The following is a 20,823-nucleotide window of genomic DNA, read 5'->3' on the forward strand; positions in this document are numbered from 1 at the left end:
CAACTGACCCAATCGTGCCGTTCTGTTAGACGCTCTTAGACCGTCGCCAGCAGCACCGCCGTCCTGACCGCGTTCCGCTTCTGCGGCCCGGTCACGTCCTCCCGCCCAAGCACCTCGACGGCGTAGGGATGAGCCAGGACGGCCGCGGCGACGTCGATGCGGCCCTCGCCGATCTTGAACACTGCCGGCGCCGATGGATCCGCGAGGTAGGCCGCGACCGCCGCGTTGAGGACGTCTTCGGTGAGGAGCTTCGCCTTGTAGGCCTCGCCGCCGGTCATCGCTTCGTCTCCCAGATCGGGATCATGCCCGGTATCTTTACGGGCTCGTGCCGGTAGGCGGTCCACCTCCCGAGCTTGATCCACTCGGGCGTCACCTCGTGGATCTCGACCGAGAGCGTCACGAGGATGCCGCTGTAGTCCCCGCGGATCGTACCGAGCTCCGGGTGGACCCCGAACAGCCGCAGCGTGTCCCACCCCGCCGCGTGCGCCTGCATCCCCCAGCGCTCGATGAACTCGCCGCACAGCCGGTGCGTCTCGCGCCACTCGTCGGGTCGGAGTCCTCGGCACGGGACGACGCCCGGGGAGAGGCTGGCGAGGCCGCGGGACCAGGTGAGGACGGTGTCGGGGATGGCGCCTAGGTCGGACAGAGGCATGGGATCGACTACAGCATTTCGTACAGCATGAAGGTACAGCGAGCCGTTTCCTCCTAGAGAAAATCGGCTCCGTCCGTCCCATCCATCATGGGGGCGACGGAGAAGCGCCAGGCGCTGAAATTTCCGGACCGCTCGACCAAAACCGTCACCTGTTCCCTATCTCGTACTGCTTCGCTGCCGACGGGGATAATTCGGTCCCGTCCGCACCGGAGACCGAGTTGTATCGCGCCCGAGCGCGCGAGGGTACCCCGGGCCCGGCATCGGTCTCGGGCGTCGGCCCGCGGCCCGTCACGCCGCCTTCACGCCACCCAGGAACGCATCGACCTCGCCGCGCAGGCCCGTCGCGGTGCCGGCAAGCGCCTCGGCCGCGGCGAGCACTCGGGCGGCGGCCTCGCCGGCGCCTTCGGCGTCGCGGCGCACGTCGCGGATGCCGGTCGAGACCACCTGGGTGCCCTGGGCGGCCTCGCCGACGTTGCGGGCGATCTCCTGGGTCGCCGCGCCCTGCTGCTCCATGGCGGCGGTGATGCCGGTGGCGATCTCGGACATCTCGCCGATCACGCCGCCGATCGCCTGGAGGGCCGCCACGGCCTCGCGGGTCGCCTCCTGGATGCGGGCGATCTGGCCGCCGATCTCCTCGGTGGCCTTCGCGGTCTGGCCGGCCAGCTCCTTGACCTCGGCGGCCACCACCGCGAAGCCCCGTCCCGCCTCCCCGGCCCGGGCCGCCTCGATCGTGGCGTTGAGCGCGAGCAGGTTCGTCTGCCCGGCGATGCCCTGGATCAGGGTGACGACCTCGCCGATGCGCTCGGCGCCGGCGGCGAGCGCCGCGATGACGGCATCGGTCTCCCGGGCGCGGCCGACGGCGCCGGTCGCCATCGTCGCCGAATGCGCGACCTGGCGGGCGATCTCGCGGATCGAGATCGCCATCTCCTCCGTGGCCGCGGCGACCGTCTCGACGTTGGCCGAGGTCCGGGCGGCGGCCTCGGCGACCTCGGCCGACCGGGCGTTGGTGCGCGCAGCGGCCGCCGACATCGACGTCGCGGTGCCCTGCATGGTGTCGGCGGCCTGCGCCAGTCCTTCCGTCGAGGACGACATCGTCGCCTCGAAGTCCGCGGTCAGCGCCCCGAGCCTGCGGGCCCGCCCGGCCTCGGCACGGGCGGCCTCGGCGGACTCGGCGTCGCTCCGCGCCTTGGCGGCCAGCGCCTCCCGAAAAACCTCCACCGCCCGCGCCATGCCGCCGATCTCGTCGCGCCGCTCCTGCCCCGCGACCGCGACCGAGAGGTCGCCGGCGGCGAGCGCCCGCATCGCGGCGCCGAGCTGCCCGATCGGCCGCACGATGCCGCGGGCGAGCCACGACGCCGCCGCGATGCCGAGCGACGCGGCCAGCGCCACGCCGACGAGGAGCAGGATCTCGGCGGCGCGCCGCTCGGAGCCGATCCGGGCGATCTCGCCGTCGCCCGCCGCCTGGGCGGCGGTGACGAGGGTGGTCAGGTGCCCGTCGCGCTGCCCGAGGATCGCGCGTTGCGCGGCGTTCGCCGCGACGACCCCGGGCACCTGGCCCTTGAGGCCCTGCACCTTCGCGATCAGCGCCTCGATCGCCTGGCGCGCGGCCGGATCGGTCTCGAACCGGTGGATCGTCTCGATCGCCGTCGTCAGCGCGTCGGCGCTGGCGACGACCGCGCCACCCTCGTCCCTGGCCGAGGAATCCTCGGCCAGGGCGTCCTTGGCCGCGAACAGGGCGGTCTCGGCGATCTGGAGCGATTTCGAGGCCTCGATCGCCTCCGCGCTGGCGGCGAGGAGGGCCGCCGCCCGCTCGACCCGGTCCTGCTGCTCCTGCAGGCGGGCCTGGACCGCGCTGCCGGCGTCGCTCTGGACCTGCTCGACCTCCCGCAGGGCCGCCATGATGGCGGCGAAGGCGGTCGTGATCTTGTCGCCCCGCCCGGCCTCGTCCGGAGGCAGGTCGATGGCGTCGAAGTAATCGTCGAGGGCGTCGCCTGCGGCCTTGGCCGGGACCCGCATCGCGTCCTGCCCGCCGAGCCGCTTCAGGATCCCGGACAGGAGACGGTACCTCTCCGCGACCACCGCCCGATCGCCACCGGGGACCTGCTCTGCGTTGCGCATCTCGAGCGCGCCGCGGACCGCCGAGCCCGCGAGCGAGCCGGCGGTGGCGGCCTCCTTGAGCGCCTCGACGCTGTCCTGGAGCGCCCGGCTCGCCGCCGCCAGGCGGGCCTTCTGCGCGCTGCCGATCCGGCCGGCCGCCGCCTGCAGATCGGCGATCAGGCGGAGGTGCTCGGCCTGGATCCGCGCCTTGCCGTCCTGCTCGGCCGCGTAGGTGATGCGGGTCTGTGCGAAGGCGTCCATGCCGCGCGCCATCGCCTCGGCGCCCGGAACGGTGGCGAGGCCGGCACGGGCCTGGGCGAGCCCGTTTGTCACCGCCTGTTCCCGTTTGCCGCTGGGATCGTGCAGCGACCGCTCGGCGGCCAGCGCGAGGTCGCCCACGCGGCCCGCGAGCATCTGGGCCGCGTTCGCGGTGTCCACGCGCTGGGCGAAGCCGGACAGGCTGACCCAGCCCGAGGCGGCGACGCCGGCGGTCAGCGCCAGCATCACCGAGAAGCCGCAGAGGAGGCGCGTCTTGATCGTCATCGGACCGTGAACCCGGGTCTTCCTGTCACCGGGATCTTGGCTATGACAGCTGGCTTAAGTCCGACTTAAGACTTCGACGGATGGCTGATCTTGCACTGCACAAAAATCGCAGGTCGCAACAGGTGATCGGCGATGCCGCTCCGAATGCCGACGACCTGGTTTCGATGCTTCATCGACTTGCGGCGGCAGCATCGCGAGGAGCCGTGCGATCCCGTCCGCGCGTCATCTCGAGATGCAAACTCAGGAAGCCCGGAAGGCGGGGGCCCAGAGGTCCCGGTACCCTCCCGCGCCTCCGGGAGACCCGCCCTTCGCTTCGACATCCCGGAACGAGATCGCCGACGGGATGACGTCCGAGGATCGGCCGCGCGGGCGCTCAGTGGCCGTGCTTGCAGTTCGGGCCGTGGACGTGACCGTGATCGTGGTGCTGGTGGTCGTGCGCGTGGCCATGCGCATGGCCGTGATCGTGATGGGCGTGATCGTGGCCGTGAGCATGATGACCGTGGTCTTGGCCATGATCACCGTGGCCGTGATCGTGGTGGGCGTGCCCGTGATCGTGGCCGTGGTGATGATGGTCGTGCCCGCAGGTGCTGTGGTCGTGGGCCTCCACCTCCTTCTCCGGGCGGAACGGGCGCCGGAGCGCCGTCGCGGTGCAGCCCTGGCCGCGGACCAGCTCGGCCACCACCGGGTCGTCGAGGACGTAGAGGGCGTCCGCCGTCACCTCGGCCTGGACGTGGTTGCTGCCGAGCTGCCAGGCGAGGCGGGTGAGCCGAAGCGGGTTCTCGGCCGTGACCGCGAGGAGCGCCTGCGGGGCGGCGAGGATGCGCACCAGGCGGCCGTCCTCGAGGCGCACGGCGTCGCCGTCCTCCAGGACCGTCGCCCGGTCGAGGTCGAGCCGGAAGGCGAGGCCGCCCCGCGCCGTGAGGTCGGCGCTGCGGACCGAGCGGGCGGCATGGTCGAGGGCGACCTCGTCGGCGACGGCGTCGGGGCGCACGGCGGCTTTGCGGACGATGGTGGTGGCACGCTGCATCGGGTCCTCGCGGGCGTTCGAGCCGGGGGCTTGTCCGGCTCCCTGTAGAGCATTTGACGGGCGGGCGGCAGGCCCCGGACCGTGTGGCTTCGGCGTCGCACCTTGACGATTCGTTACCCATCGGCCCCGGTCGCCGGGAACTCTTTGACGGCCAAGCTCATTTGGCGTTCAGCCGCGATACGGCTAAGCTCAAGGGCAGGGCGTGGGGCCGGAACCCGGTGCCGGACGCCGAACAAGCACGAGGGGAAGACTCCATGAAGAAGCTCATCGCCGCCACGCTCGCGGGCGCCCTGGCGCTGTCGCTCGGCGCCTGCAACACCCCCGGCGACCGCGCCGCCGGCGGCGCCGCCCTCGGCGGCCTGACCGGTGCGGCGATCGGCGCGGCGGCCACCGGCCGGGCCGGCGGCGCGCTCGCGGGCGGCCTGATCGGCGCGGCCGGCGGCGCCGTGGTCGGCGCGGCCACCGCCCCCCAGTGCCCCTACGGCACCTACCGCGACCCCTACGGCAACGTCTACTGCCGCTGATCGCGACCGCCTGAACGCACCCGGCGGATCGGCCGCCGGGTGCGCTTCCACATTCCGCGAACGGCCCGCGGGCGCTACAAGGGCGGCATGACGCCCGCGCCTCCCCGAGTCCCTGCCCAAACCCCCGCCTCCCTTGGCTGCCCGACCGCTGTTCGGAGGCCGGCATGAGCCAGGGCGTCTGGACCCAGGGCGTGTGGGGCAAGCTCGGCGGCGCCGGCCTGGGCCTTGCCGCCGGCGGACCGCTCGGGGCGCTCATCGGCGCGGTGGCCGGCCATTTCCTCCTCGACCGCGAGGGCTCGCTGCTCGGGCCCACCCCCCGCGAGGTGGTGTTCACCACCGGGCTCGTCGCGCTCGCCGCCAAGATGGCGAAGTCGGACGGGGTGGTGACGCCCTCCGAGGTCGCGGCCTTCGCCGACATCGTGCAGGTGCCGCAGGACGAGCGCGCCGGGGTCGAGCGCCTGTTCGATCTCGCCAAGCGCACCACCAGCGGATTCGAGGGCTATGCCCGCCAGGTCGCCGAGGCCTTCCGCGACGAGCCGGCGCTGCTCGAGGACGTGCTCGACGGCCTTTTTCACATCGCCAAGGCGGACGGTGCGATCCACGAGAGCGAGGCGCGCTACCTCGCCGAGGTGGCGGCGATCTTCGGCTTCGACGATGCGCGCTTCGCCGCCGTCACGGCCCGGCACGTCCGCCTCGCCGACGATCCCTACGAGGTGCTGGGCGCCGCCCGCGACCTGACCGATGCGGAGCTGAAGGCGCGGTACCGCGCGCTCGTCTCCGAGAACCATCCCGACCGGGCGATCGCCCGCGGCCTGCCGCCCGCCGCCGTCGCCATCGCGACCCGGCGGCTCGCCGCGATCAACGCCGCCTACGACCGCATCGCCGCCGAGCGGCACCTGAGCTGATTTGATGAGCCTCACCCCCGACAGCCCGGTCGCCACCCAGGTGGTGCCCTCCCCCAACCACGACGAGCGGACCCTGCCGGTCGACGCGCTGATCCTGCACTATACCGGGATGGCGAGCGGATCGGAGGCGCTGCTGCGGCTCTGCAACCCGCTCTCCAAGGTGTCGTCGCACTACCTCGTCCTGGAGGGGGGCCGGGTGGTGCAGATGGTGCCGGAGGCCCGCCGCGCGTGGCATGCCGGCCTCTCGGCCTGGGAGGGCGTGCGCGACATGAACTCGCGCTCGATCGGGATCGAGATCGCGCATCCGGGCCACCGCGACGACGGCACCGTCGCCCCCTTCCCGGAAGCGCAGATGGCGGCGGTGACGGCGCTCTGCCGCGACATCCTCGGCCGCTGGCCGATCCGGCCCGACCGGGTGCTCGGGCATTCCGACATCGCGCCCGAGCGCAAGATCGACCCGGGCGAGAGTTTTTCCTGGGAGAGCCTGCACCGCGACGGGATCGGCCACTGGGTGCCGCCCGCGGCGATCCGCGACGGGCGCTTCTTCTCGGAGGGCGATGCCGGCCAGCCGATCGAGGCGCTGCAATCGATGTTCGGGCTCTACGGCTACGACGTGCCGGTGAGCGGCACCTTCGATGCCCGGACGAAGGCCGTGGTGACCGCCTTCCAGCGCCACTTCCGCCCGGCGCGGGTCGACGGGGTGGCCGACGCCTCGACCATCACGACCCTGCGCGACCTGCTGGCGGGCAAGCCAGCGTAACGAAAAAAGGGGGCGCTCGCGGCGCCCCCTCGATGCTCACCCGTGGCTGCTGCCGAGCCGCTCGCGCGGCGTCTCGGCATGGGCCTGCGGCGGTACGGCGACCGGTGCCTCCGCCGTGCCGCGGGTGCGCCACAGGCTGTAGATCACGCCGCCGGCGAGCAGGACCACCGTCACCACCAGCGCCACCCAGGGCTGGATCTCGATCAGCTCGAAGGTGTCGGCGATCACGATCTTCAGGCCGATGAAGATCAGGATCAGGGCCAGCGCGGTCTTGAGGTAGGCGAAGCGGTCGACCATCGCGGCGAGCGCGAAGTAGAGCGCGCGCAGCCCCAGGATCGCGAAGATGTTCGAGGTGTAGACCACGTAGGTGTCGGTGGTGATGGCGAAGATCGCCGGCACGCTGTCGACGGCGAAGATCACGTCGGCGCCGTTGACCAGCACCAGCGCCATGGCGAGCGGGGTCAGCCACAGCACCGGCTTGCCGGTCTTCGGGTCCGGCCGGCGGGTGGTGAAGTTCTGGCCGTCGAGCTCGTCGGTCACCCGCATGTGCTTGCGCATGAAGCCGGTGAAGCGGTCGGCGGACTTGTTCTCGCCCTCCTCCTCGTCGCCCGAGACTAGCATCTTGATGCCGGCATAGATCAGGAAGGCGGCGAAGATCGTCAGCACCCACTCGGCCTGGTGGACCAGGGCAGCGCCGAGTCCGATCATCAGGCCGCGCAGCACGATCGCCGCCAGGATGCCCCAGAGCAGGACCCGGTGCTGCGCGTTGCGGGGGATGCCGAGATAGCCGAAGATCACCGCGATCACGAAGACGTTGTCCATCGACAGCGACTTCTCGACCACGAGGCCGGCGAGGTATTCCTGGCCCGCCTGCGGGCCGATGTACCACCAGACCCAGCCGCCGAAGAGGAGGCCGAGGGTGAGGTAGAAGGCCGTGAGGAGCAGGCTCTCCTTCACGCCGATCTCGCGGCTCTTGTCGCGGTGCAGGAGGCCGAGATCGAGGGCGAGCAGGATGAAGATGACGGCGTGGAAACCCAGCCACATCCACACGGGCTTGCCGAGCCACGTCATGTACAGGAAATCGACCATCGCGGGACCGTGATGCTTCAAGGAGGAAAGCATCGGCTCCGACATCACGAGCGCGAAAAGCGCAGCTCGCCAGAGGGGCCCGCAGCCGATGAGAGCGACTTATGTCCCCGATGGCGGCGGATCAAGGGCAGGCCCGGCCGGCCCCCCCGCACTTATTTTCTCCGTGCTGCCGACACGGCAGGTTGACAGGGCCGCCGGGGCACGGCCTTGGGGCGTCCCATGAGCGAGATCGATGGTGGTGCGCGCGGCCCGGGGAATGCGGCCCGCGCGGCGGTGATCGGCGGCGGGCCGGCGGGTCTCGCGGCGGCTGAGGTCCTGGCCGAAGCCGGGCTGGCGGTCACGGTGATCGAGCGGATGCCCTCCCCCGCCCGCAAGCTGCTGATCGCCGGGCGCGGCGGCCTCAACATCACCCACAGCGAGCCGCTGGAGCGGTTCCTGGCCCGCTACGCCCCGGCCGAACCGCGGCTCGACGCGGCGATCCAGACATTTCCGCCGCAGGCCCTGCGCGACTGGTGCGCGGGGCTCGGCCAGCCGACCTTCGTCGGATCGAGCGGTCGGGTGTTTCCCGAGGCCTTCAAGGCCTCGCCGCTGCTGCGGGCCTGGCTCGCGCGCCTCGCCCAGTCCGGCGTGACCCTGCGCACCCGCACCCGCTGGACCGGCTGGGACGCGGACGGGGCGCTGAGCCTCGCGGGCGAGGCCGGCCCCGAGAGCCTGCGGGTGGACGTGGCCGTGCTGGCGCTCGGCGGTGCGAGCTGGCCGCGCCTCGGCTCGGACGGCGCCTGGGTGCCGGTGCTGGCGGCCGAGGGCGTGGCGGTGCGCCCGCTTCGACCGGCCAATGCGGGCTTCACGGCCGCGTGGTCGCCCCTCTTCGCCGAGCGCTTCGCCGGCGCGCCGCTCAAGCGGATCGCCCTCGGCCTCGGGTCTGAGACGGTGCGGGGCGAGGCGGTGATCACCCGCGACGGGATCGAGGGCGGGGCGGTCTACGCCCTGTCGCGGCCGATCCGCGAGGCGATCGAGGCGCGCGGCGAGGCGGTGCCGACCGTCGACCTGCGGCCGGACCTCGACGGGGCGTCGCTCGCCCGCCGCCTCGCCGGGGCGCGGCCGAAGGAATCCCGCGCGACCGTGCTGCGCAAGGCCGCGGGCCTCTCCCCGCCGGCCGCCGGGCTGCTGCGCGAGGCGGTGCGCGACCTGCCGGCGGATCCCGCGGCGCTCGCCGCGCTGATCAAGGCGGTGCCGCTGCGGCTCACCGGCCTGCAGCCGATCGCGCGGGCGATCTCGAGCGCCGGCGGCGTCGCCTTCGCGGACCTCGACGCGCGGTTCATGCTGCGGGCGCGCCCCGGCACGTTCCTGGCCGGCGAGATGCTCGACTGGGAGGCGCCGACCGGCGGCTACCTGCTCCAGGCGAGCTTCGCCAGCGGCCGGGCGGCCGCGAGGGGCGTGCTGGACTGGCTCGCCGTGCGGTGACGCGTCCTGACATCCCGGGGACGGAACATCGATGATCCGGTCCGGGCGACACCCTCTTGACGTCATCCCGGGGCCGCGCAGCGGAACCCGGGATGACGGTGAGGATGTCGATCCGGCGGAGAAAGCCGAAGGATCGATCAGAGCTTGGCGCAGAACCCGACCATGCCGGAGCTGTCGGGCGGGCACATCGCCACCGCCTCGCCGCTCTCGCGACGGGTGAAGGTGGGGTTGCCGCCGCGCAGGCAGTAGGACGACACGAAGGTCTCGCCCTCGTCGCAGACGAGCTCGCAATGCGGCTTGGCGCAGCCGTCGGTGCGCAACATCCGGAACGGCGACGCACCCGTCGCGGCCGCGGCCTGCGATCCGGCCTGACCCGGGGCTCCAGCCGGACCCTGCGGGCCGGCCGGCCCCTGCTCGCCCTTCGGCCCGGCCTCGCCCCGCGCACCCGCCGCGCCCTTCGCACCTGCCTCGCCCTTGGGGCCCGCCTCGCCCTTGGGACCGGTGTCACCCTTGGGACCGGCGTCACCCTTGGGACCGGGCTCGCCCTTCGGACCCATGTCACCCTTCGGGCCCGCCGGCCCGGCGAGGCCGGCGACGCCCTGCGGCCCGGTCGGGCCCGGCTCGCCCTTCGCCCCCGGCGCGCCGGTGGCGCCGCAATTGGCGATCGCGATCTCGCGGGAGGCCTCGCCGGCCTTGAGCGTCGCGACGCAGTTCTGCGGCACGTAGGGTACCTTCAGGGTGAAGCGCCCGCGCTTGTCCGAGGTGACCGGGATGTCGTCGTCGAGGGTGACCACCACCCCGGCCTTGCCGACGCTGCCCGACACGGTGAGGTCGCCGGCCTCGATCCGGGCATCCCAGACCGTGATGGCGGATTGCCCCGCCGGGGCGGCGCGCGAGCCCGCGGGCTGCGGCTGTGCGAGGCCCGCGCCGGACAGGACGGCGCAGGCGGGCAGGACCGCGGACAGGATCAACGCAGCGCGGAGAGGACGCATCGGCTAGCCCCAGAGGCGTGACGGACGGGCCCGCGCTCGAGAAAAAACCGGATCGGCGGGCGCCGCACCTTGGGGTGCCGCCAAGCTGCGGTCAACTACGCAGGCGCCCGCCGGATCGCCCCCGTCAGGCCTCGTCGTCGAGCACGCCCTCGAGGGCGTAGTGCCGCACGGTGTGCCGGTTGGCGATCAGCTCGTCGATCGTCGGCTCGCCCTTCAGCGCCCGGGCGATGGCGAGCTTCGTCGCCTCGTAGTTGGTGCGGTAGAGGTCCTTGCGGTCGAGGTTCGGATCCTCGGGGCAGCGCGGGTCGAGCCAGATCATGATGATCATGCACAGCTCGTCGAGCCCGTCGCGGGGCAGGATGCCCTCGATGATGCAGTCGACGATGGCGTCGCCGGTGGCGGCCTGGACCACGCCGCCGAGGAGCTCGACGTATTCGGCGGTGTGGATCGTCGCCTTGGTGGTCATCATCGTGGCGGGGCGGACGAGTTGGTTGAGGTCGCGCACCACGAACATCCGGGTATGGCCCTGGACCTGGCCCATCATCGAGGCGAAGGCCTGGCCGACCGGGCCGCGCACCGAGCCGATCAGCACCTCGGGCATCGCGTCGGTGTACTGCCCCTCGGCCGCCAGCACCGTGGCCTCGCCGGTGCGGAAGATGATCTCGCTCATGGTTCGATTCCTCGCTTCGGATCCCGGCGCGGGTCGACCACGGCGGCGGTCGCAGCGTCAACCGCGGCGAACCCATCGACCTGTCCGGAAATTGGTCTATAGGGCCGGGACGGGTCCCGATGGCCCACAGAGCTGATGCGGACGGATGAGCGACCGAGACTGGACCCTGCGGGTGACGCCGACCGAGGCGGGCGTGCGGCTCGAACTGGACCTCGCCGACCTCGACGGCGCGCCGGTCACGGCGGCGATCGCCCTCGACAGGGCCGAGGCGCGCCACTTCGCCCGGGCCATGCTGGCCGCGGCCGGCGATGCCGCCGAGCGCACCTTCCCGCACCCGCCGCTCGCCGACGAGGCGTGATCGCCGGCGGCGCGAGCCGTCAGTACCGGCCCGGCAGGCGCGGCACCTTGGTGCCGGGCTTCTCGATCGGCTCGGCGCAGGAATAGACGAACTCGGTCTGCAGGTCGGTGAATACCGTCTCGCCGACGATGGTGCAGGTCTCCCGCGCCGTCTCCTTGAGGTAGGTCGCGGCGGCCTCCGAGAAGCGGCGCCGGCGGGTCAGCGCCGGGTCCTTGCCCTCCAGGCCGCAGCCGGCGATCTCCCGCAGGCTGTTCGAGACGATCAGGACCTTGCGCTGCTGGCGCTGGTCGTAGACCTCGTAGGGATCGTTGCAGCCGATCGTCACGACCTGGGGCGGCAGGCCGACATAGGTCTTCGAGATGTAGGAGAATTCGGTGCAGCCGGCCGCCGCCGCGACGGCGCCCGCCACGGCGACGAGGGCGAGCCTCCCTGGTCCTGTCCGCATCCCCGATCCTTCCCGCATCCTCAAGCCCAGCTTTGAGCCGGGGCGGGCGCGGCGGTCAAGCCCGGGTCAGGAGGTGGACTCGTCATCCTCCACCGCGTCGTCCACTGAGAGGTCCGGGGGAAAGGAAAAGGCGCGGGTTTCCCCTCTCCCCGCGGGCGGGGAGAGGGTCGCGTCCCCGTCCAGGGGATGCGACAAGCCCGAAGGGCGAGGGTGAGGGGGTATCCACGGATATGGCTCCTCCGGCGTCGCCCCCTCACCCTCGCTCCGGCTTTCGCCTGCGCTCCTTTCGCCCCCGGCAAGGGGGGCGAAAGCCTCTCCCCGCCCGCGGGGAGAGGAGAAACCCGCGCTATCGTCGTCTCGGAGTTTTCTTAGAGAGCCATGCGTCGTCGGACGGACCGCCCCCTCAAGGCAAGCGCCCCCTACTCCGCCGCCACGCGATAGCGCGCCGTATCGTAGTTCAGCACCGGCCCGAGCCAGCGCTCGACCTCGGCCACGTCCATCCCCTTGCGGGCGGCGTAATCCTCGACCTGGTCGCGCTCCACCTTGGCGACGCCGAAGTAATGCGCGTCCGGGTGGGCGATGTAGAGGCCCGAGACCGAGGAGCCCGGCCACATCGCGTAGGATTCGGTGAGCTTCACGCCGATGCGCCGCTCGGCCTGGAGCAGGTCGAACAGCGTGACCTTCTCGGTGTGATCGGGCTGGGCCGGGTAGCCCGGGGCCGGGCGGATGCCGGCATAGGGCTCGGTGACGAGCTCGGCCGGCGAGTAGGCCTCGTCGGACGCATAGGCCCAGAACTCCCGGCGCACCCGCTCGTGCATCCGCTCGGCGAAGGCCTCGGCGATGCGGTCGGCCAGCGCCTTGACCAGGATCGACTTGTAATCGTCGTTCTGGCGCTCGAAGCGCTCGGCGATCCGCACCTCTTCGAGACCCGCCGTGACGACGAAGCCGCCGACATAGTCGGGGAGCCCGGTTTCGGCCGGCGCCACGAAGTCCGACAGGCAGGTATTGGGACGCCCGTCGCGCTTCGAGAGCTGCTGGCGCAGGCCGTGGAAGGTGGCGAGCGTCTCGGTCCGGCTCTCGCCGGTGAACAGCCGGATGTCGTCGCCGATCGCGTTGGCCGGCCAGAAGCCGATCACCGCCTTCGGGTTGAACCAGCGCTCCTCGACGATCTGGCGCAGCATGGCCTGCGCGTCCTCGAACAGGGCGCGGGCGGCCGGCCCCTGCTCGGGGTCGTCGAGGATCGCGGGATAGCGGCCCTTGAACTCGTAGGTCTGCAGGAACGGCGTCCAGTCGATATAGGGAACGAGCTCGGCCACCTCGTAGCTGCGAAAGATCCGCGTGCCGGTGAAGGTCGGCTTGACGGGCGTATAGGCCGACCAGTCGGCCTTGAAGGCATTGGCGCGGGCCTTCGCCAGGGCCAGGCGCTGCTTGTCGACCTCCGAGCGGGCATGGGCCTCGGCGACGCGCTTGTACTCGGCCCGCACCGTCTCGATCGTCTGGCCCTTGGTCTCGGGCGAGAGCAGGTTCGAGACCACGCCGACGGCGCGGCTGGCATCGGTCACGTAGACCGCCTGGCCCTTGGCGTAGGCCGGGTGGATCTTCACCGCGGTGTGGACCCGGCTCGTCGTCGCGCCGCCGATGAGCAGCGGCACGTCGAAGCCCTCGCGCTCCATCTCGGCCGCGACGTGGACCATCTCGTCCAGCGACGGGGTGATGAGGCCGGAGAGACCGACGATGTCGACGTTCTCCTTGCGCGCCGTATCCAGGATCTTGGCTGCCGGCACCATCACGCCGAGATCGATGATCTCGTAGTTGTTGCAGGCGAGCACGACGCCGACGATGTTCTTGCCGATGTCGTGGACGTCGCCCTTCACGGTCGCCATCAGCACCTTGCCGGCGGATTGCCGCCCGCCGACGCCGCCATTGGCGGCCTTCTCCGCCTCCATGAACGGCATCAGGTAGGCCACCGCCTGCTTCATCACGCGGGCCGACTTCACCACCTGCGGCAGGAACATCTTGCCCGCCCCGAACAGGTCGCCGACCACGTTCATGCCGGCCATCAGCGGGCCCTCGATGACGTGGAGCGGACGGGCGGCCGCGGCGCGCGCCTCCTCGGTATCGGCCTCGATGTACTCGGTGATGCCGTTGACGAGCGCGTGCTCCAGGCGCTTCTCGACCGGGGCCTCGCGCCAGGCGAGGTCGGCGGTCTTGTCGCGCGCCTGCCCGCCGCCTTCCTTGAAGCGGGCGGCGGCGTCGAGCAGGCGCTCGGTCGAGTCCTTGCGGCGGTTGAGGACCACGTCCTCGCACAGCTCGCGCAGCTCCGCCGGCAGCTCGTCGTAGACCGCGAGCTGGCTGGCATTCACGATGCCCATATCCATGCCGACCTTGATCGCATGGTACAGGAACACCGCGTGCATCGCCTCGCGCACCGGCTCGTTGCCGCGGAAGGCGAAGGACAGGTTCGAGATGCCGCCCGAGATGTGGGCGTGGGGCAGGGTCTCGCGGATGATCCGGGCCGCCTCGATGAAGGCGACGCCGTAGCCGTCATGCTCCTCGATGCCGGTCGCCACCGCGAACACGTTGGGATCGAAGATGATGTCCTCGGGGGGAAAGCCGACCTGCTCGGTCAGCACCTTGTAGGCGCGGGTGCAGATCGCGACCTTGCGCTCCAGCGAATCGGCCTGGCCCTGCTCGTCGAAGGCCATCACCACCACGGCGGCGCCGTAGGAGCGGCAGATCCTTGCCTCGTGGATGAACTTCTCCTCCCCCTCCTTGAGGGAGATCGAGTTCACGATCGCCTTGCCCTGCACGCATTTGAGGCCGGCCTCGATGACCGGGAACTTCGAGGAATCGATCATCACCGGCACCCGGGCGATGTCGGGTTCGGCGGCGACGAGGTTCAGGAACTCGACCATGGCACCTGCTGAGTCGAGCAGGCCCTCGTCCATGTTGACGTCGATGATCTGGGCTCCGGCCGCGACCTGGTCGCGGGCGACGTCGAGCGCCGCCGCGTAGTCGCCGTTGGTGACGAGCTTGCGGAAGCGGGCCGAGCCGGTGACGTTGGTGCGCTCGCCGACGTTCACGAACGGGATCTCGGGCGTCAGCGTGAACGGCTCGAGGCCCGACAGCCGCATCAGCGGCTTCACGCTCGGCACCCGGCGCGGCGCCTTGCCGGCGACCGCACCGGCGATGGCCCGGATGTGGTCCGGCGTGGTGCCGCAGCAGCCGCCGACCATGTTGACGAGGCCGCTCTCGGCGAACTCGCCGACGAGCCTGGCCATCGCCTCAGGGCTCTCGTCGTAGAGGCCGAACTCGTTCGGCAGGCCGGCATTCGGATAGGCGCAGACCAGCGTGTCGCAGGTGCGCGAGAGCTCGTCGATATGGGCGCGCATCTCGCGGGCGCCGAGCGCGCAGTTGAGGCCGAAGGTCAGCGGATCGGCGTGGCGCAGCGAGTGCCAGAAGGCGGTCGGGGTCTGGCCCGACAGGGTGCGGCCCGAGAGGTCGGTGATGGTGCCCGAGATCATGATCGGCAGGCGGATGCCGGTCTCCTCGAAGACCTGCCAGGACGCCGCCACCGCCGCCTTGGCGTTCAGCGTGTCGAACACCGTCTCGATCAGGATCAGCTCGGCGCCGCCGGCGATCAGGCCGCGGACCTGCTCGGCATAGGCCTCGCGGACCTGGTCGAAGGTCACGGCGCGGTAGCCCGGATTGTTGACGTCCGGCGAGATCGACAGGGTGCGGTTCGTCGGGCCGATGGCGCCGGCGACGAAGCGGCGGCGCCCATCCTGCTTCTCGGCGAGGACCGCCGCCTCGCGGGCGAGCCGCGCGCCCTGCGCGTTCAGCTCGTGGATCACGGCTTCCATGCCGTAATCTCCTTGAGCGATCGTGGTGCCCGAGAACGTGTTGGTCTCGACGACGTCGGCGCCGGCCAGGAAGTAGTCGAGGTGGATCTGCCGGATCGCGTCCGGTTGCGTCAGGATCAGGAGGTCGTTGTTGCCCTTCTGGTCGTGGGCGTGATCGCGGAAGCGCTCGCTGCGGAAATCGGCCTCGGTCAGGCCGAGGCGCTGGATCACCGTGCCCATCGCCCCGTCGAGGACGAGGATTTTTTCCGCCGCGCGCCGGCGCAGGGCGGTCAGGATGTCGGCACCGTCGGCGGGGCGGAAATCGGTCATCGGGATGGGGTTCCAGAAGGTCGGTCGAGGTATGGAATCGGTCCGGGCCGCGTCATGCGGCCCGGAAGACTGTCAGCGATGTCGAGACGTCCGGGGATCAGGCCGCCGCCTTCTCCGCCGCCGCCGGCGCCGCACGCAAGCCCAGCAAGTGGCAGATCGCGTAGACGAGGTCGGCGCGGTTCATGGTGTAGAAGTGGAAGTCGGTGACGCCGCGGTCGACGAGATCCAGCACCTGCTCGGCGGCGACCGCCGCGGCCACCAGCTTGCGGGTGGCGACGTCGTCCTCCAGCCCCTCGAAGCGGGCGGCGAGCCAGTCCGGCACCGAGGCTCCGGTACGGCGGGCGAAGTTCGCGGCCTGCTTGAAGTTCTGCACCGGCAGGATGCCGGGGATGATCGGGATGTCGATCCCCCGCGACTGCACCCGGTCGAGGTAGCGGAAGAACAGGTCGTTGTCGAAGAAGAACTGGCTGATGGCGCGGTCGGCGCCGCAATCGACCTTGGCCTTCAGCGCGTCGAGGTCCTGGTCGAGGGAACCGGCCTCGGGGTGGCGCTCCGGATAGGCCGAGACCGAGACCTCGAAGTCGCCGATGCGCTTGATGCCGGCGACGAGGTCGCAGGAGCGCTCGTAGCCGCCCGGATGCGCCGTGTAGGCGGTGCCGACCCCGTCCGCCGGGTCGCCGCGCAGGGCCACGATGTGGCGCACGCCGGCCTCGTGGTAGGCGCGCACCACCTCGTCGACCTCACCCTTGGTGGCGGCCACGCAGGTGAGGTGGGCGGCGGGCTTCAGCTCGGTCTCGCGCACCAGGCGCGACACGGTGTTGTGGGTGCGCTCGCGGGTCGAGCCGCCGGCGCCGTAGGTCACCGAGACGAAGCTGGGGCCGAGCGGCGCCAGGCGCTCGATCGACGACCACAGGGTCGCCTCCATCTCGGGGGTCTTGGGCGGGAAGAACTCGAACGAGACCCGGATCGGGCGGCGGCTCTCGCGGCTCGGGCGGAAGGCGGTGGGGTACATCGGCGGCCTCGGCGAAAGGATGATGGCGGATCTTCAGGCGACGGCGCGGTCGGGCATCCCGGAGGCCGCCTGCACGTGATGGGCGAGCCAGAGCGTCACGGTGAGCTGGTGCTCCGCGCCCCCGGAGGGCGCGAGATGGCGCAGCCGCACGTCGGCGAGCCCGGCCTCGGACAGCCAGCCCGACACCTGCTCGGCGGCGAAGCCGAGGCGGCGATGGGCCTCGTCGGCCCGCAGGAACTCGAGATTGTGGGGCGCGAAATCGACGACGAGGAGGCGACCGCCGGGCGCGACGAGGCGGGCGGCCTCGCGCAGCGCCCGGGCGGGATCGTCGAGGTAGTGCAGCACCTGGTGGATCAGCACGAGGTCGAAGCTCGCCCGGCCGAAGGGCGGCGCGTGGATGTCGCCCTGGCGCAGGTCGATCCGGGTCAGGCCCTGGCGCTCCAGGTTGGCGCGGGCGACCGACAGCATGGCGTGGTTGGCGTCCAGCCCGGTCGCCTTCGCGGCCCGCGGCGCCAGCAGCCCGAGCATCCGCCCGGTGCCGGTGCCGAGATCGACGAGGCTGCCGATCGGGCCGCCCCCGAGCACGTCGAGCACCGCCGCCTCGACGGTGGCCTCCGGCACGTGGAGCGAGCGCACCCGGTCCCATTGCGGGGCCAGCCGGGCGAAGAACGTCTGGGCGGCGTCGGCGCGCTGGGCCCGCACCGCCTGGAGCCGGGCCCGGTCCTCGGAGAGCGGCGGCGCCGTGCCGTCGAGGGCGGCGATGAGCGGCGCGACCAGGCCCGCCACGCCCTCGCGCAGGCGGAAGAACGCCCAGGCGCCCTCGCGGTGGCGCACCACCAGCCCGGCCTCGACCAGGAGCTTGAGGTGGCGGGAGATCCGCGGCTGCGACTGGCCCAGGATGTCGGTGAGGTCCGAGACCGACAATTCGCCGTCGCCGAGCAGCACCAGGATGCGCAGACGCGTCTCCTCCGCCGCGGCGCGCAGCACGCCCAGGGCGTCGGCGAAGGGGACGGTGGCGGTCATGTCGTCGGGCTCCTCGCCTCCAATGCGAAACATAAAGATATCTTTATGTGAGGAATGCACAGGGTGCAAGCGGCGTTTCGCGGACGGGATCGTGGCGGAGAGGGGTGGAGCGCGCGAGTGCGGAGCCGAGAGCTGCGCTCATTCGGGGAAGAGCCGTCTGGGGAACGGCGTGGCGCCGGGTTTCCCCTCTCCCCGACAGATCCCGGGCTTGCCCGGGATCTGCAAGCAACGGACGAAGTCGGGCTTGCCCGACTTCTCGCGGGGAGAGGCCTTCGCCCCCCTTGCTGGGGGCGAAGGTAGCGCGAAGCGCGAGGGTGAGGGGGTGTTTCCGGAGGTGCCTCACTCGTTGAGACCCCCTCACCCTCGCTGCGGCTGCGCCTCCGCTTGCCGCTGACCCGACAAGGGGTCAGCGGCCCTCTCCCCGCCCGCGGGGAGAGGAGAAGCCCGCGCCCTTTCTTTTCGCGATGCCCCGCGTTGACCGACCCCGGGCCACTCCATTATGTTCCTGCTTCGTTCGGGCCTCTCCGCCCGCCCAGGAGCGTCCCGCTGCCATGGCGCAGGCCACCTCCCCCGGCTCGTCCTCCGGCACGAATCCTCGCGGCAAGACGCTGTTCTTCTTCGAGAAGCCCTCGGCGATGCGCCAGGTGCAGCGGTTCTTCCGCTCGCCCAGCACGGTCTGCGTCGCGGCCGAGGGGCACCTGCTGGAGGTGGCCGAGCCCGGGGAGATCCGGCCGGACTGGAAGCCCTGGCGCTTCGACGCGCTGCCGATCGCCATGGAGCGGCTGCCGGTCGCCCCCGGTCACGGCCGCTCGGGCCAGTCGCACGCGCCGAAGCTCGCGGCGATCCGCCAGGCGCTCTCCGGGGTCGAGCGGGTGATCATCGCCACCGATCCGGGCCGCGAGGGCTCGATGATCGCCTGGGAGGTGCTGGAGCATCTCGGCTGGCGCGGCCGGGTCGACCGGCTGCGGCTCGGGGCGCTGGACGAGATCTCGATCCGCCGCGCCTTCGGGCTGCTGGCGCGTGAGGACGATTCCGGCGAGCGCGATTACGCCGCCTATCTCGAGGCCCTGTGCCGGCAATACGAGGACTGGCATCTCGGCCTCAACGGCACCCGGGCGGTGTCCCTGCGCCTGCGCCCGCCGGCCTTCCGCGAGCCCTGGCGCTTCGGCGGGGTGCAGACGCCGACGCTCGCCATCCTGGCCGATCTCGAGGAGCGCATCCGCACCTTCGTGCCGCGCGACTTCTACAAGATCGCCCTGCCGGTGACGACGGAGAGCGGCGCGCGCCTGACGCTCTGGCACGCGCCGAAGGACAAGATCTTCGAGATCGCGGACGCCGAGACGATCCGCGACGCCGCCGCGGGCTGGGCCGGCCCGCTCGCGGTGGTGCAGAAGGACGTGCGGCGGACGCCGCCCAAGCTCTTCTCCAAGGACACGCTGGCGCGCGCCTGCGCCAAGCGCTTCGGCTGGGACCCGCAGGTGACCGCGCGCCATGCGCAGGCGCTCTACGACAAGGGCTATCTCAGCTATCCCCGCACCGAATCGGTGCATCTGCCGGAGTCGCAAGCCAAGGACGCCGCCGCGGTGCTGGCGGCGATCGCGGTGGCCGACAAGGACCTCGCGGCCCACAATCCGGCGACGCCGCAGATCCGCCGCGGGCCGAAGGGCCACTACGTCAAGGATCCGGGCGAGCACCACGCCATCGTGCCCCTGCGCAAGGTGCCGGGCCCGGGCGACGTGGCGCCGGAAGCGCTGCGGCTGTGGCTGCTCGTCGCCAAGAACTTCCTCGCCGCCCACATGGCCGACGGGATCGACGCCCGCACCACGGTCACGGCCGAGGTCGCGACGCCGCTCGGGCAAAAGCGCTTCGTCATCACCGGCAGCGTGGTGAAGGTGCCGGGCTGGCGCGCCCTCTACGGCACCGAGGCCGACGAGGACGAAGTGGTGCCCGGCAAGGCCAAGGCCGACGACGAGCCGACCACCGGGCGGCTGCCGCCGGTGCGCGACGGCGAGGCCGGCACCGGCGGCGACCCGACGATCGAGACCGCCCGGACCGAGCCGCCGCGGCGCATCACCCGGGGCGAGTTGCCGGTGGTGATGGGTCGCCTCATCGACCAGATCGAGGACCCGGCCCTGAAGCGGGCGCTCGAGAACCCCGCCAACCCGACCGAGCCGAAGGGGCTGGGCACCGCCGCCACCCGCGACGCGGTGCTGCCGAAGCTGATGAAGAGCCACTACGTCACGCTGCTCAAGGGCAAGGACCCGGCGATCACCGTGACGGAGGTGGGCCTCGCCTTCGTGGCGGCCGTGCGCCGGGTGTTTCCGGCCTATGGCGACCCGGTCGGGCGGGCGGTGTTCGAATCGGAACTGGCCGAGATCGGCCGGGCGACGACGAAGGCGGAGGCCGTCCGCCGGGCCGAGGCGTTTCGCCAGCGCACCCGCGAGCGGGTCGAGGCGTTGATCGGCGCCGTGTCGGGGGCCGATCGCCTGGAGGTGGATGCCGAGGCGCCGTCCCGCGGCGGCCGCGCGCCGACCGCCGCGATGGTGGCGTTCGCCAGGTCGCTCGCCGCCCGCAAGGGCATCCCCCTCCCCCCGGAGGCGACCCGCGAGGTCGGCGCCTGCCGGGTCTTCCTCAACACCCATGCGGGGCCCAAGATCGGGGGAGCGACGAGCGGGACGGAGGCCGGGAGCCCGGCCGGCGACGGCGCGACCCGCCCGCCGACCCCGGCGATGCTGCGCTTCGCCGCCTCGCTCGCCCGCGAGAAGCGGATGGAGGGGCTGCCGCCCGAGATCGAGACCGATTTCGCCACCTGCCGCGCCTTCCTCGACGCCCATGCGGGCGGGGACGGGTCGCGCGGCGGCAAGGCTCCTGCCCGCGAGGCCCCGGCGAAGAAGGCCCCTGCCAAGAAGGCATCTGCCAAGAAGGCATCTGCCAAGAAGTCCCGGGGCCCGCGCGCGGCCGCGAGCCCGGGCCGCGCACCGCGCCGACGCCGCGCCGAGGCGTGAGGGCGCCGGCAAACAATCGCCCGCGCGCCCGCACGAGACGGCTGGACAGGCGAACCGGGCGTCTCTATACCGCCGCTCAACGCCG

The 20,823-nt window shown here is 72.0% G+C and carries 17 protein-coding genes; 6 read left to right on the forward strand and 11 right to left on the reverse strand.

Annotated features, from left to right (window positions below):
• Nucleotides 1-35: 35 nt before the first annotated feature.
• From V3T34_RS15045 to V3T34_RS15060, 4 genes are all read right to left on the reverse strand, one after another.
• A complete protein-coding gene (locus tag V3T34_RS15045) occupies nucleotides 36-278 on the reverse strand; it encodes a hypothetical protein (protein WP_331369220.1) in 243 nt (80 codons plus the stop codon).
• Nucleotides 275-652, reverse strand: a complete 378-nt coding sequence (locus V3T34_RS15050) for a hypothetical protein (protein ID WP_331369221.1) — start codon at nucleotides 650-652, stop codon at nucleotides 275-277. Before V3T34_RS15050 ends, V3T34_RS15045 begins: the two co-directional genes overlap by 4 nt.
• Nucleotides 653-940: 288 nt before the next feature.
• Nucleotides 941-3,292, reverse strand: coding sequence for a methyl-accepting chemotaxis protein (locus V3T34_RS15055; protein WP_331369222.1), 2,352 nt, complete (start codon nucleotides 3,290-3,292; stop codon nucleotides 941-943).
• A gap of 373 nt (nucleotides 3,293-3,665) precedes the next feature.
• Nucleotides 3,666-4,319 (reverse strand): urease accessory protein UreE, encoded by a 654-nt coding sequence (locus V3T34_RS15060; RefSeq protein WP_305078977.1) that lies wholly within the window; start codon nucleotides 4,317-4,319, stop codon nucleotides 3,666-3,668.
• A gap of 254 nt (nucleotides 4,320-4,573) precedes the next feature.
• Here V3T34_RS15060 and V3T34_RS15065 point away from each other — a divergent pair, with 254 nt between their 5' ends.
• The 3 genes from V3T34_RS15065 (at nucleotide 4,574) to V3T34_RS15075 (ending at nucleotide 6,508) form a co-directional block, all read left to right on the forward strand.
• The gene (locus V3T34_RS15065) at nucleotides 4,574-4,843 is read left to right on the forward strand and encodes a hypothetical protein (protein ID WP_048426387.1); all 270 of its coding nucleotides are present in this window, start codon (nucleotides 4,574-4,576) and stop codon (nucleotides 4,841-4,843) included.
• A 164-nt stretch (nucleotides 4,844-5,007) separates the two neighbouring features.
• Nucleotides 5,008-5,748: a J domain-containing protein gene (locus tag V3T34_RS15070; RefSeq protein WP_060849814.1), complete on the forward strand. Its 741-nt coding sequence runs from the start codon at nucleotides 5,008-5,010 to the stop codon at nucleotides 5,746-5,748.
• A gap of 4 nt (nucleotides 5,749-5,752) precedes the next feature.
• Nucleotides 5,753-6,508: an N-acetylmuramoyl-L-alanine amidase gene (locus V3T34_RS15075; protein ID WP_305078978.1), complete on the forward strand. Its 756-nt coding sequence runs from the start codon at nucleotides 5,753-5,755 to the stop codon at nucleotides 6,506-6,508.
• 36 nt (nucleotides 6,509-6,544) lie between these two features.
• Here the strand turns inward: V3T34_RS15075 and V3T34_RS15080 are convergent, their stop codons facing one another.
• Nucleotides 6,545-7,597, reverse strand: coding sequence for a TerC family protein (locus tag V3T34_RS15080; protein ID WP_305078991.1), 1,053 nt, complete (start codon nucleotides 7,595-7,597; stop codon nucleotides 6,545-6,547).
• 219 nt (nucleotides 7,598-7,816) lie between these two features.
• Between V3T34_RS15080 and V3T34_RS15085 the strand changes: the two genes are divergently transcribed.
• On the forward strand, nucleotides 7,817-9,061 hold the full coding sequence (locus V3T34_RS15085; protein WP_060849812.1) for a TIGR03862 family flavoprotein: 1,245 nt from the start codon (nucleotides 7,817-7,819) through the stop codon (nucleotides 9,059-9,061).
• Nucleotides 9,062-9,198: 137 nt separating this feature from the next.
• Here V3T34_RS15085 and V3T34_RS15090 read toward each other — a convergent pair whose 3' ends face one another.
• Together V3T34_RS15090 and V3T34_RS15095 are read right to left on the reverse strand one after the other, a co-directional pair.
• On the reverse strand, nucleotides 9,199-10,053 hold the full coding sequence (locus tag V3T34_RS15090) for a collagen-like domain-containing protein (RefSeq protein WP_305078979.1): 855 nt from the start codon (nucleotides 10,051-10,053) through the stop codon (nucleotides 9,199-9,201).
• Between the two features lie 124 nt (nucleotides 10,054-10,177).
• Nucleotides 10,178-10,723 (reverse strand): formaldehyde-activating enzyme, encoded by a 546-nt coding sequence (locus tag V3T34_RS15095; RefSeq protein WP_091745349.1) that lies wholly within the window; start codon nucleotides 10,721-10,723, stop codon nucleotides 10,178-10,180.
• A gap of 145 nt (nucleotides 10,724-10,868) precedes the next feature.
• Between V3T34_RS15095 and V3T34_RS15100 the strand changes: the two genes are divergently transcribed.
• Nucleotides 10,869-11,081 (forward strand): hypothetical protein, encoded by a 213-nt coding sequence (locus V3T34_RS15100; RefSeq protein ID WP_060849809.1) that lies wholly within the window; start codon nucleotides 10,869-10,871, stop codon nucleotides 11,079-11,081.
• Nucleotides 11,082-11,100: 19 nt separating this feature from the next.
• On the opposite strand, the gene V3T34_RS15105 is transcribed toward V3T34_RS15100, so the two are convergent.
• From V3T34_RS15105 to V3T34_RS15120, 4 genes are all read right to left on the reverse strand, one after another.
• A complete protein-coding gene (locus tag V3T34_RS15105) occupies nucleotides 11,101-11,526 on the reverse strand; it encodes a hypothetical protein (RefSeq protein ID WP_060849808.1) in 426 nt (141 codons plus the stop codon).
• Between the two features lie 419 nt (nucleotides 11,527-11,945).
• Nucleotides 11,946-15,698 (reverse strand): methionine synthase, encoded by a 3,753-nt coding sequence (metH, locus tag V3T34_RS15110; RefSeq protein WP_305078980.1) that lies wholly within the window; start codon nucleotides 15,696-15,698, stop codon nucleotides 11,946-11,948.
• A 97-nt stretch (nucleotides 15,699-15,795) separates the two neighbouring features.
• Nucleotides 15,796-16,710 (reverse strand): methylenetetrahydrofolate reductase [NAD(P)H], encoded by a 915-nt coding sequence (gene metF, locus V3T34_RS15115; RefSeq protein ID WP_060849806.1) that lies wholly within the window; start codon nucleotides 16,708-16,710, stop codon nucleotides 15,796-15,798.
• A 33-nt stretch (nucleotides 16,711-16,743) separates the two neighbouring features.
• Nucleotides 16,744-17,733: an ArsR/SmtB family transcription factor gene (locus V3T34_RS15120; protein ID WP_060849805.1), complete on the reverse strand. Its 990-nt coding sequence runs from the start codon at nucleotides 17,731-17,733 to the stop codon at nucleotides 16,744-16,746.
• A gap of 551 nt (nucleotides 17,734-18,284) precedes the next feature.
• Here V3T34_RS15120 and V3T34_RS15125 point away from each other — a divergent pair.
• On the forward strand, nucleotides 18,285-20,738 hold the full coding sequence (locus V3T34_RS15125; RefSeq protein ID WP_305078981.1) for a type IA DNA topoisomerase: 2,454 nt from the start codon (nucleotides 18,285-18,287) through the stop codon (nucleotides 20,736-20,738).
• Nucleotides 20,739-20,823: the final 85 nt, after the last annotated feature.

Origin of the sequence: Methylobacterium ajmalii (assembly GCF_036448855.1) — a bacterium.
GTDB classification, from domain to species: Bacteria; Pseudomonadota; Alphaproteobacteria; order Rhizobiales; family Beijerinckiaceae; genus Methylobacterium; species Methylobacterium ajmalii.

Excerpts from the sequence above, each read along its gene's own strand:
- V3T34_RS15045 (WP_331369220.1), bottom strand. The coding sequence starts at position 278 with ATGACCGGCGGCGAGGCCTACAAGGCGAAGCTCCTCACCGAAGACGTC.
- V3T34_RS15050 (WP_331369221.1), bottom strand. The coding sequence starts at position 652 with ATGCCTCTGTCCGACCTAGGCGCCATCCCCGACACCGTCCTCACCTGG.
- V3T34_RS15055 (WP_331369222.1), bottom strand. The coding sequence starts at position 3,292 with ATGACGATCAAGACGCGCCTCCTCTGCGGCTTCTCGGTGATGCTGGCG.
- V3T34_RS15060 (WP_305078977.1), bottom strand. The coding sequence starts at position 4,319 with ATGCAGCGTGCCACCACCATCGTCCGCAAAGCCGCCGTGCGCCCCGAC.
- V3T34_RS15065 (WP_048426387.1), top strand. The coding sequence starts at position 4,574 with ATGAAGAAGCTCATCGCCGCCACGCTCGCGGGCGCCCTGGCGCTGTCG.
- V3T34_RS15070 (WP_060849814.1), top strand. The coding sequence starts at position 5,008 with ATGAGCCAGGGCGTCTGGACCCAGGGCGTGTGGGGCAAGCTCGGCGGC.
- V3T34_RS15075 (WP_305078978.1), top strand. The coding sequence starts at position 5,753 with ATGAGCCTCACCCCCGACAGCCCGGTCGCCACCCAGGTGGTGCCCTCC.
- V3T34_RS15080 (WP_305078991.1), bottom strand. The coding sequence starts at position 7,597 with ATGGTCGATTTCCTGTACATGACGTGGCTCGGCAAGCCCGTGTGGATG.
- V3T34_RS15085 (WP_060849812.1), top strand. The coding sequence starts at position 7,817 with ATGAGCGAGATCGATGGTGGTGCGCGCGGCCCGGGGAATGCGGCCCGC.
- V3T34_RS15090 (WP_305078979.1), bottom strand. The coding sequence starts at position 10,053 with ATGCGTCCTCTCCGCGCTGCGTTGATCCTGTCCGCGGTCCTGCCCGCC.
- V3T34_RS15095 (WP_091745349.1), bottom strand. The coding sequence starts at position 10,723 with ATGAGCGAGATCATCTTCCGCACCGGCGAGGCCACGGTGCTGGCGGCC.
- V3T34_RS15100 (WP_060849809.1), top strand. The coding sequence starts at position 10,869 with ATGAGCGACCGAGACTGGACCCTGCGGGTGACGCCGACCGAGGCGGGC.
- V3T34_RS15105 (WP_060849808.1), bottom strand. The coding sequence starts at position 11,526 with ATGCGGACAGGACCAGGGAGGCTCGCCCTCGTCGCCGTGGCGGGCGCC.
- metH (WP_305078980.1), bottom strand. The coding sequence starts at position 15,698 with ATGACCGATTTCCGCCCCGCCGACGGTGCCGACATCCTGACCGCCCTG.
- metF (WP_060849806.1), bottom strand. The coding sequence starts at position 16,710 with ATGTACCCCACCGCCTTCCGCCCGAGCCGCGAGAGCCGCCGCCCGATC.
- V3T34_RS15120 (WP_060849805.1), bottom strand. The coding sequence starts at position 17,733 with ATGACCGCCACCGTCCCCTTCGCCGACGCCCTGGGCGTGCTGCGCGCC.
- V3T34_RS15125 (WP_305078981.1), top strand. The coding sequence starts at position 18,285 with ATGGCGCAGGCCACCTCCCCCGGCTCGTCCTCCGGCACGAATCCTCGC.